The sequence below is a fragment of the Paenarthrobacter sp. CM16 genome (assembly GCF_013179505.1).
Taxonomy (GTDB): Bacteria; Actinomycetota; Actinomycetes; order Actinomycetales; family Micrococcaceae; genus Arthrobacter.
Genome location: NZ_JABMCX010000172.1, coordinates 1 through 10,303, shown reverse-complemented (window position 1 = coordinate 10,303; position 10,303 = coordinate 1). Strand labels below are relative to the sequence as shown.

Here is a 10,303-nt window from a genome sequence, read left to right as displayed (position 1 = left end):
CCTGACCATGCGCGCAGCCCGCGGACGCCGGCTGCCGTGGTTGAGCATGGCCCTCGGTTTCTGGATCCTGGCCATCACCGACCTGACATATATGAGCCTCACCCTTCAAGGCATCGCCGGCGTTACAGGCTCGCCCTTGGCCTTGGGATGGGTGCTCGCCTTCCTGCTGGTGGGGCTAAGCCCCCTGCTCCCCGAAGCGGACAGCACGCGGAAGGACGGGCGGGCCTACGCCGCAGCACTTGAGCTGCTCCCCTACGTGCCCGTCTTCAGTGCAGTGTTTTTCTCCCGCAGCCGTCCCATTGGCGAGGACCCCATCCTGTTGGTCACCGGGCTGGTGGTGGTGGCCTTCGTGATCGTGCGGCAGGTGTTGATCGTCGTCGAAAATGTGACGCTGACCCGCGATCTCGAATCGAAAGTAGCCGAACGCACTGCCCAGCTGGAAGGACTCGGTGCGATCGTCAACTCCTCCGGCGACGCCATCATTGGCGAAACACCGGACGGCATCATCACCAGTTGGAACCCCGGTGCCGAGCGAATCTTCGGGTACCCGGCGTCGGAAGCAATCGGCAGGAAGGGTGACTTCTTTGTTCCGGCCAACCTGCTGGAAAAAGAACGCCAAGCCTTGGAATCCACTGCCCGGAGCGGGGAAGTGCAGAACTATGAAACCGAGCGGAAGCGTGGTGACGGTGCCACCATCCCCGTCTCGGTGACCCTGTCCCCCGTCCGCAGCGAGAACGGAATCCGCGGCGTCGCCACCATTTCCCGCGACATTACCGAACGCCGGGCTGCCGAAGCTGAACTGCTGGCGGCACGTGAAGCAGCCTTGGAAGCCAGCAGGCTCAAGTCCGAGTTCCTGGCCACCATGAGCCATGAGATCCGGACTCCGCTCAATGCCGTGATCGGTCTGACTTCCCTCATGATGGACACGCCCCTGAGCGAGGGCCAGCGGCAGTACGCCCAAGGAGTCAAGGGCGCCGGCGAAGTCCTGCTAACGCTGATCAACGACATCCTGGACTTCTCCAAACTGGAGGCCGGGAAAGTGGATCTGGACGTCAACGCCTTCGATCCCCGGGCCCTGGTGGACGAGGTGGCCGGGTTGGTTGCAGAGGCAGCCCAGGGAAAGAACCTGGAACTCATCTCCTACTGCCACCCTGATGTCCCGGAACGCCTGATGGGCGATGCCGGCCGTATCCGGCAGATCCTCCTGAATCTGTCCTCCAACGCCGTCAAATTCACCCCCGCCGGCGAGGTCGAAATCCAGATCTCCGTGGTCAGCCGCGATGCGGACAACGCGTCCCTGCGGTTCGAAGTCCGGGACACCGGCATCGGAATCAGCGCCGCGGACCATCACCGGCTCTTCGAATCGTTCGCCCAGGCAGACGCCTCCACCACCCGCCGCTACGGAGGCACCGGGCTGGGGCTGGCGATCTCCCGGCGGCTCACCGAGGTGATGGGCGGCAGGATTGGTTTGGAAAGCGAACCGGGCACGGGCAGCAAATTCTGGTTTGTCCTGGAGCTTCCCATCGGCCTGGCGCCAACGGACACCGGAACCTTGCCCGCCACACTGACCGGCCGCAGGGTCCTGGTGGTGGACGACAACGCCACCAACCGTTTGGTACTGGAAAAGCAGCTCGCCAGTTGGGGCATGGAGCCGGTAGCCGTTGCCGATGCCGCCTCCGCCATGGACGAGTACCGCACAGCCGTGTTAACACACCACCCTTATGACATTGCCGTGGTGGACATGTGCATGCCCGACACCGACGGCCTGGAACTGGCACGCCAAATCAAGGACGAAAACGACGGCGCCGGGTCGCCGGGGATCATCCTGCTGACCTCCACCATGCAAGTGGAAAGGGGCGACCTCCTCAGCGCAGGAATCCGCGAATACCTCACCAAACCCGTGCGAAGCTCAGAGTTCTATAACCGTCTCCTGCGCCTGATGGCCACCCGGATTGTGGGTTCCCCTGCTCAGCCGGTGCAGGTGGAGGCAGCTGCGTCGACTGAGCCGGTCCCGCGCCTGGGCAAACTCCTGGTGGCAGAGGACAACGAGGTCAACCAGTTGGTGGCCCGCGGCATGGCCAACAGGCTGGGTTACAGCGTTGACATTGTGGACGACGGTGCCAAAGCAGTGACCGCAGCCCTCTCCGGAAAGTACGCAGCCGTGCTCATGGACTGCCACATGCCGGTCATGGACGGCTTTGATGCCACCCGCGCCATCCGGGCCAGGAACGGTCACGCGGCCCGGATACCCATCATCGCCATGACCGCAGGGGCACTGAACGAGGACCGCGAACGTTGCTTCGCCGCGGGCATGGACGACTACATCAGCAAGCCCGTGGACCTCGGCAAGCTCGCGGCTGTGCTGACGCGCTGGGTTCCGGAACAAGGGCAAACCTCGACGGCGGTTGGCGGCTCTACGCCCGAACCTGCGGGCGGCGTCGCGCCAGGAACCGGGGTGGGCGTCGCGCAGGCGCCGGCGGCAGCATCGGCGTCGAACGTTGGCGTTGACGGCGTTGGTGTTGAAGGTGACGTCCTTGCTGGGGCCGCTGTTCTTGACGCTGCTGTTCTTGACGCCGGCAGACTGCAGATACTCCGCGAGCTCGGTCCCGCAGACGGTCTGGGCCTCTTGCCCGAGGCGGTCCGGGCCTTTCGACAGGACTCCCAAACCACCATGGAAGCCCTGCGTACCGCGCTGGGAGCAGGGCAAGCCGCAGCCGTGGAAGCGGCCGCGCATAAACTCGCCGGCGCAGCCTCCAACATCGGAGCCGCCGGCGCCGCAGTCCTCTGCAAGGATCTGGAACGGCTGGGCGGCGAGGCCGTGCCGGACCTGGCATCGCTCGGCATGCCGGTGCTGACGCGGTTGCAGACAGAACTCGAGCAGGTGGACCTTGCCCTCGAACGCACTCTCCAAGGAGCTTCATGAAAGTCCTGATCGCCGACGACGACCAGATCTCCCGGATGATCACCAAGGCCGCCGTCGAGCAGTCCGGCCATGAGTGCATCGTAGCGGAGGACGGCGACTCGGCCTGGCAGCTTTACCAGGAACACGGCCCCGAAGCCGTGGTGACGGACCTCATGATGCCGGGCCTGAACGGGCTGGACCTCTGTCGCGCCATCCGCGCCTCCGAGGAAGACAGCTACACGTACATCATCCTGGTGACCTCGCACGGCTCCCGGCAGGACGTGCTGGCAGGCATGGAAGCCGGTGCGGACGACTACGTCACCAAGCCCTTGGACCCGTTCAGCCTGCACATCAGGCTCCTGGCGGCCCAGAGAATCACCTCGTTGCACGCAGACCTTGCCCGTTACCGTTCGGCATTGGCCGAGCAGGCGCGCACTGACCCCCTCACCAAGCTGCACAACCGGCTGAAACTCACCGAGGACCTGTTCTTACTGCACAGCCGCGATAACCACGACTACTGCCTGGCCATGGTGGACGTGGACAACTTCAAGAGCTACAACGACATCTACGGGCACCAGGCCGGGGATGCCGCGCTGGTAGCCATCGCAACAACCCTTGCCCGCCAAGTCCGGAAGGCCGACGCCGTCTATCGCTTTGGCGGCGAGGAGTTCCTCCTGGTCCTCCACGACCAGTCCCCGGCAACCGCCGCGGCCGTCATGGAACGTGTCCGGTCCACGGTCCATGCCCTGAGGATCGAGCACTCCGGGGATCCTGACGGTGTCCTGACAATCAGCGCCGGAGTCTCGGCCTTCACGGACGGGCACCGGGCGGGCAGCGAGCAACTCCTGCGTGAAGCCGATCTTGCCCTCTACGCGGCGAAGGCCTCCGGCCGAAACCGGGTGACTCTGGCCGATGCCCTCGCGGAATGAACGGGATCAGTGGTTGGAATCAGCACAACGTTGTAATCAGCACAACACTGTATACGTATTTCGGGCGCTGATGTTTCCTGTACCTGAAGGAAGACGATAGTCACCTGAGTTGCACGCAGTGTTGTCCGTCATTGTCACGTACGTCACAGGCCTTTCGAAGTCAACGGCGCCGCCCGTTGTCTTGATGTCGTTGTTCATAAAAGTGTTGCCCACGATTTGTATGTGGTGGATTTGCTCGGTGCCGTCATAGTAGGCGTCATGTAAGCCCCTAGGAGAACCCCAGACGGTGTTGCCCGAGAGATTGATGTTGTAGATGACTCCGGATCCTCCAGCGAGATCGATCCCTGCACCGTGCCGGCCTCCCCGCACGTTGTTGTTGGCGACTCGGATGTCGTGCACGTCTTCGTCACCAAATGTGTGCACCGCTATGCCGTCGTCGCCATCCGTGCCTTTGCGCTGATCCACGATGTTTCCCACAATGTCACCCTTACTGGTATTCATCGCGTGGATGCCGTCCAACTCCACGTATTTACCGTTGGTGGCTGATTGGGTACTGCTATCCCTGACACACCACCCGGAACCACCAACAAAGGCGATCGAGTAGGTAAACGGATTCTTGGTATGGACACCCTGGACGAGTGAGTTCGTGGATTCCCGGACATCAATCACGTACTCATTGAGGCGTCCCGCGACATTGCCGTTCAAGGTGTCCCCGGACTGGTCCGCAGTGAAGTGCGACAGCGTCGTATTGTCTGCACCCGCTGTCGTCACGATGGGATATCCACCAGCGGGTCCGGTGTTGTTCGTGAACGAAGGACCTGCCTTGAGGATCGTCCCCACCCCTTGGCCCACCAGCGCTACGTTGTTTTGCATCTGCAGTTTTCCATTGATGATGTAGGTTCCCGTTGCGAGTTTCACCACCCCTCCGCCGGCAATGCCGGCCGCGTTGATTCTGCCTTGGATGCTTGCGGTGTCATCAATGGAGTCGTTGGGGGTGGAAGTGACTGCGAAGATACTGGTGGCACTACTGCCTGTGGCTCCGCTCTGGGTACAGGCAGAAGGCGTCCCGGCAAGAGGCAGCGAACTCTGGACCGGGATCGCTGCTGCTGCCGGAGTGGCGAGGGGTGCCATCCACACCAGTACCAAGAGCACGGGGCCTGCGCCCGACAGGAAACGAGATAGTTGCTTTTTCCGCCAACCCTCGTGGCGTGTTGGCCGAGCAGCCGTGAAGCGAGCGCTGTTATTGGTCATGATGTTCTCCTCATCGATCCTTCAGCAACACGGCTAGCTGTGTTCGAAATTCCCGCGTCCAGCCTGTAGTGGGCAGCAGGGTCCGCAACCGACTCACCTAATGAGTGAGGGCAGCCCGGAGAACATGACGTCAGGATCAGTAGATCTGCTGGATGACTTCTTTGTAGTCGTCCAGGGTGACGCCACTTTCGCCGTCGTCGAACAGATTCGGTTCAAAGCCGAACAGGAACATGGTCATCCCGCATTCCACGGCATAGCCGGGAGCGGCTCTCAACTGTTCGGCAAGACTGTCCGACACGGAGGAGCCACCGGTGAAAGGGGAGCCGGGGGGACCGGGGTTCTCGCCCACCAGACCGAGTCCCGCACGTCGTGCCACGGCGCTCGTGTAACGGTGGGCGGACCACGATGACACATCTTCCTGGACCACTTTCCCTTCGTCCCCGGGGCTGCATCGGTCTTGGGGATCAATGACGGAACGGGCTGTGACCGCCGAAACGTCATCCAACCCGGTAAAGTCCACGTCCACACCGGGAACCATGGACAACACGGCGAACTGGGCCTGATAGTCCAAGCCCCGTTCCTGGGCATCATCAGGGTTCGCCCGTCCATCCAAATACCCCGCGACAGCTTCTGCTTTGTCAGCTGGCAGGACTCCCCTGCCTGCCACAGGGACGTGTACGCGTCCTTCATAGCCAAGACTCCGCAGCTCGTTGACTTGCCACACCACTGCGTCCACAGCAGATCCGGCATACCAGGCCCACCACTCATGGACCTGTTGGTCTGACACAGCCTGCCCATTCCATACAGCCGAGCCCGGAATCCATCCGGGCATCGGAGAGAGCGGTACACCCTCAGCCAAGCCATAGCCCTTTTGGGGTGCATCGCCGAAAGCCCAAAATTCCCTGTCATTGCCGCCAGCCCCGGGCCCCGGGTAGCCCAACTCCCCGGTGGAGTTTGTCCCGACCCGTATTGCTGCAATGTTCTCCAGACCTTGGTTTGCCGCCAATACCGAGACGAGGCGCGATAGATACCTTTGGGCGGCATTTCTCACTTCGGAGCTGAAGATGAGTTCGGCTCCGCCGCTCCGTGCAACGCCTCCCTCGCTTCCTCTCAGCTCACCCCCTGGCAGCCCTCGCACCCAAGTGGGCGCGTAGTGCAGGCCGGGCGACAGAATCACCTTGATGCTTGCACGACGGCACTGCTCCAGCTGTGCCACGACTTCGCCTGCATACTGGCTGTCCACCCATCCCCTGCGTGGCTCGAAACGGTCCCAGGCCACTGGCAGCTCGACGATCGAGACCCCGGCTTCGCGAAGGGCGGCGAGGCGTTGGGGTTCACAGGTAGCGCCCAAGACTCCAAAAGCGAAGGACTCAGGCGCCGCATGCTGGGATTCTGCACTGCACCCGGCGGTCATAGCGGCCAACATGAGCAACAGCACCATCGAAAGGACCACACGCTTCACCTGTACCCACCTGATACCGGCGGCAGTGTCAGCCCACCTGAAACCGCAGCCTCCAGCTTGGTTCGGTCCAGTCGCCACACAACGGTCTCACCCGACGTTGGTCCGCTAAAGGCAAAGACGGGCGCGGCATTGTTCTGCAGCCACTGCAAAAAGCCAGGCGAAGCAAAACCATACCCTTGGCTTAGCTGCCTGCCTTGGGTAAGAACGTACTGGGCGTCACCGTCCCTCAAGGATTCCAATGAGGGCAGAACCTCCCAGTTCTCATGGGGAAGCAAAGCGAATTCACCCGTCACGGACGTCAAGCCCACTTTCGCCGATGCCGGCAGCTCGGCCATCATCCAACTACGGGCCTGGAACAGCCCGTCATCTACGGCGGAGCGTGCTTGAACCCCCAGAAAGAGACTAAAGCCGGTCATGAGTGCTGTGGCCACTACCACAAACCGTCCAAGCCGGGGCCGCCACGCCACAACCATCACCGCAGCAACGGGTAATGAGACCAACCCGGCCAGGACCACGCAGTAACCAAATTGTTCTTCCGCAGCTCCAAAAAACACGGAGTAAACACCAACCAGGCCCGTGAAGATTGAGAACAAACCAATGACGCGACGATTCACCGCAGGCGAGGTGGCGGCAATGGCGCCAGCCAGGACGGAAAGTCCCAAGAGCATATAGCTGGTGCCGAACCGTCCCACAAGATCCACGAGGCGGTCTGCGAGGCTTACTTCGGAGACCGAATTGAAACCAGTCATCTGAACCGCGCCCACCATCCTCAGAATGCCTACCGATTTTTGGTCAACAAACTGTGGAAGAAGTCCCATGGCGGTCATGAAAAACAGGTACACCGCATAAGGAACCAACGCTGAGGCGAGAATCCGCCAGGCAGTGAACGGCGGTAGGGTTCTGCGCCACAGCACCCCGGCGACGAGCGGAACCACAGTGAACACGGCTGTCATGTCTTTCATGACGATCGCCAGCCCGAACACCAACCCGGCGCTGATCTCCAGCCACCAGCGTTCCCGTCCCTTCCGGCATTCAAGCGCCATGAGGACCAGGAGCCAACCCGTCAGAACGGCCAACCCGGCCGGCGTTTCCATCATCAAACGGCCGTCCATGCGGAGGAGGAAGGGATCGCTCGCCAGGATCACCCCTGCCACCGCCGCCGCTCTGATGCCCACCAGACGGCAAACCACCAGGAAGCACACGACCACCGTCACTGCCCCCAGGATGCTGTTGACCCACCGCAACTGCAGCGCCAGATCCATCGAATTCCCTTGAAGGCCAAAGCCACGGATGACCAGGGCGTTGAGGGCGTAGGTGCCCGGCGGGTGCAGGAAAAACGGAGCGCCCAGAATTGTTGGCATCTGCCCGTCTGCCATCTGCCGGGCCAGATCTGCGTACGTCACTTCGTCGATGAAGACATCGTTTGCCCGCTGGACTCCAACCACCCGAAATACCAAGGCCAGCAGTCCCACGAGTGCCGCGGCCCGGAATGGGCGCTGAGTTACCTGACGCCGCTTCCCGGCAGAACGTCGCGCTGTGAACCTCAGCGGTGCCGGATCAGCGCGGTGAAGCGAAGTCATTGCACTCCCGACGGCGCTGCGGGCACAAAGTAGGTTTCCGGAATCAGGGGAATCTCCCCTGAAGGAAACAAGGCGTCCGCCTGCGTGGCATACTGCCTGATGCGGCCGGGCTTGGTGTCCAGGCCCCTGTCCCAGGACCACCGCGCCAATCCTCTGGTGGACAGGTACGCTTCATCCGGTCCGGCCACCAGGTCGTAGGGAAAGTCGGAGTACATCACAAGATGGTCCGGGTGGTCCCTGCCAAGGTCGCGGGTGATCAGATGGTCAATGTGACGGCCCACTCCCGCGGGGCAAAAGAGCAGCTCAGCCCCGGTCAGTTCCAAGAGCCCGGCAACACGTTCCCGCAGCAGCCGTACCATCTCCCGGTCCCCTCTGGAGATTCTGCCCAAGGCGATGTCGAACCGGTAGGTGGGGTATCTGTGAGTCAATTCCGGAAGAAGCCTGTCCCAGGCACTGCTTCCCACCATGGCCGGTTTGCTCCGGCGTCGAAACAGCGCATCCACTTCCCCTAGATGCAAGGACTGGACTCCCATGTTTTCCAGCACGGCCCGGTCCTCGGACCTTCTGGCCTCGAAGAGTTCCCCGGCATCCGGGACAGTGCACTGACGCAGGAACGACCCTGCCGCGCGGGTGTGCGGAGCCGGTGATGACTCAGTGAAAAGAGTCGCAACGATAATCTGACGCCCCTGGGCCTGCGCTTCGATGAGAGCCCCGCAGGACAACACAGCATCGTCCAGATGGGGTGACAAGAACAGCCAGGGAGCGTCTCCGGCCAGGGAACGATCAACTCTGGATTGGAACTGCATTCAGGCCCTTTCTGCACGGCGGAGTAGCTCCTGCCGGGGTTGGGAGGTGTTCAGTTCAGCAAGTGCTGTGACGTAGGCCTGGGCTTGCAGGTCTGCGAGCGCATCCCAGTCGTAGCCGGCGGCAAACAGGCGACCTTCGGCAGCCACCTGCTCCAGCCCAGCCTGGGAATAACGGGTGGCGATCTCATGGGCGAAAGCAGTGACATCGAAGGGGGTGACAAGCCATCCGGTCCCAGCAGGGAGGATCTCTCTGAGGCATGGGATATCGAAAGCAATTACTGGCGTACCAGAAGCCAAGGCATCAATGGCCACCAAGCCGAACGTCTCGTGCCGGGAAGGCACCACCACCAGACGGGCCTCGCTGATGGTCGTGAACTTCCTTTCCCCGGACAACCAGCCCAGCAGCTGAACACGTTCGGACAGACCCGCTTCCTGGACGGCAGCACGCAACCTGTCTTCGTCCGGACCGGTGCCGGCAATCAGCAGATTTCCTTCAACTCTGCTGCACGCTTGGGACCAAGCCTGCAGGAGCAGGTCAAGCCCCTTATGCCCGTACTCCAGACGGCCGATGAAGAGGACATCCTTTCCAACGCGCGGCGGGTTGCGCCACACGCATGGGTCCACACCATTGCCGATCACGTCCACATGAACGTCTGGATTCAGTTTCTTCAACCGTTCGGCTATGCCCTGCGAAACAGCGATGAGTCTTCGGTGCTTTCGTACCCCCAGCCGCTCCATCCAATGCAGCGGCAACTTGTACTGCCGGGCCTTGTCCCTGGCATGGAGCCACTGGACAACTCCAATGGTGGGACGTTGGGTCCATAGCGGGGCTGCCATGGTGGAAAACGGGGCGAAAAAATCTTCCACCACCAAGTCAATCGATGATCGGCGCCGGCTCGCTTCGAAAGGCAGCCGTGCCACGTAGGCCACCAACCGGGTCAGCCGATTGCGGCCGGATCCATACCCGATCGGCACGTAGTGCACACCGTCCTCCACGCGTTCCGTCCAGCCCGGATACCGGGTGGTGAGCACCGTGACCTGGTAACCCTTTGCTGCCAGCCGACGGTTGATTTCGTGGGTCCGCACGGATCCTCCGCCGGCCCCGGGCATGCCCGGATCTTCGAATCCCAAATGCAAAACTCTCATAGCTGTCTTTCCATCCTTCGGGCGTTGGGAGGCCATGGACTGTGGTCGCCGTGACTATGGCGGACATCTCCGCCCTTGACAGCCCGGCGGCGGCTGCCAGCGGCCCGATCGCCGGCCGACCGCCCGCTGGCTTCCCGGCGTCGTCGTGAAATTTTGAAGTCGTTTCTGTGCGGCAGCAGCCCCCGTTGATGAGCGAGAACCATGAGGCCGCTGACAGTGGCCAGGGC

At 62.1% G+C, this 10,303-nt stretch carries 7 protein-coding genes; 2 read left to right on the top strand and 5 right to left on the bottom strand.

Annotation, left to right across the window (positions count from 1 at the left end):
• Together HP499_RS15240 and HP499_RS15235 are read left to right on the top strand one after the other, a co-directional pair.
• A partial coding sequence (locus HP499_RS15240) for a response regulator (RefSeq protein ID WP_172325047.1) occupies nucleotides 1-2,923 on the top strand: 2,923 nt, incomplete at its 5' end.
• Nucleotides 2,920-3,831, top strand: coding sequence for a diguanylate cyclase (locus HP499_RS15235; RefSeq protein WP_172325045.1), 912 nt, complete (start codon nucleotides 2,920-2,922; stop codon nucleotides 3,829-3,831). The genes HP499_RS15240 and HP499_RS15235, both read left to right, overlap by 4 nt.
• A gap of 36 nt (nucleotides 3,832-3,867) precedes the next feature.
• Here HP499_RS15235 and HP499_RS15230 read toward each other — a convergent pair whose 3' ends face one another.
• The 5 genes from HP499_RS15230 to HP499_RS15210 all read right to left on the bottom strand — a co-directional run bounded on the left by HP499_RS15230 (nucleotide 3,868) and on the right by HP499_RS15210 (nucleotide 10,076).
• A complete protein-coding gene (locus tag HP499_RS15230) occupies nucleotides 3,868-5,082 on the bottom strand; it encodes a glycosyl hydrolase family 28-related protein (protein ID WP_172325043.1) in 1,215 nt (404 codons plus the stop codon).
• Nucleotides 5,083-5,218: 136 nt separating this feature from the next.
• Nucleotides 5,219-6,535 (bottom strand): hypothetical protein, encoded by a 1,317-nt coding sequence (locus tag HP499_RS15225; protein ID WP_172325041.1) that lies wholly within the window; start codon nucleotides 6,533-6,535, stop codon nucleotides 5,219-5,221.
• Nucleotides 6,536-6,540: 5 nt separating this feature from the next.
• Entirely contained in the window at nucleotides 6,541-8,124 is a 1,584-nt protein-coding gene (locus tag HP499_RS15220) for a glycosyltransferase family 39 protein (protein ID WP_172325039.1), read from the bottom strand.
• A complete protein-coding gene (locus HP499_RS15215; protein ID WP_172325037.1) occupies nucleotides 8,121-8,930 on the bottom strand; it encodes a PIG-L deacetylase family protein in 810 nt (269 codons plus the stop codon). The genes HP499_RS15220 and HP499_RS15215 overlap by 4 nt, the downstream gene beginning before the upstream one ends.
• Complete coding sequence (locus HP499_RS15210) at nucleotides 8,931-10,076, bottom strand: glycosyltransferase family 4 protein (protein ID WP_253951614.1); 1,146 nt, start codon at nucleotides 10,074-10,076, stop codon at nucleotides 8,931-8,933.
• Nucleotides 10,077-10,303 lie beyond the last annotated feature (227 nt).

What these genes read in the sequence shown, in the direction of transcription:
- HP499_RS15230 (WP_172325043.1), bottom strand. Translation starts at nt 5,082, where the DNA reads ATGACCAATAACAGCGCTCGCTTCACGGCTGCTCGGCCAACACGCCAC.
- HP499_RS15215 (WP_172325037.1), bottom strand. Translation starts at nt 8,930, where the DNA reads ATGCAGTTCCAATCCAGAGTTGATCGTTCCCTGGCCGGAGACGCTCCC.
- HP499_RS15235 (WP_172325045.1), top strand. Translation starts at nt 2,920, where the DNA reads ATGAAAGTCCTGATCGCCGACGACGACCAGATCTCCCGGATGATCACC.
- HP499_RS15220 (WP_172325039.1), bottom strand. Translation starts at nt 8,124, where the DNA reads ATGACTTCGCTTCACCGCGCTGATCCGGCACCGCTGAGGTTCACAGCG.
- HP499_RS15210 (WP_253951614.1), bottom strand. Translation starts at nt 10,076, where the DNA reads ATGAGAGTTTTGCATTTGGGATTCGAAGATCCGGGCATGCCCGGGGCC.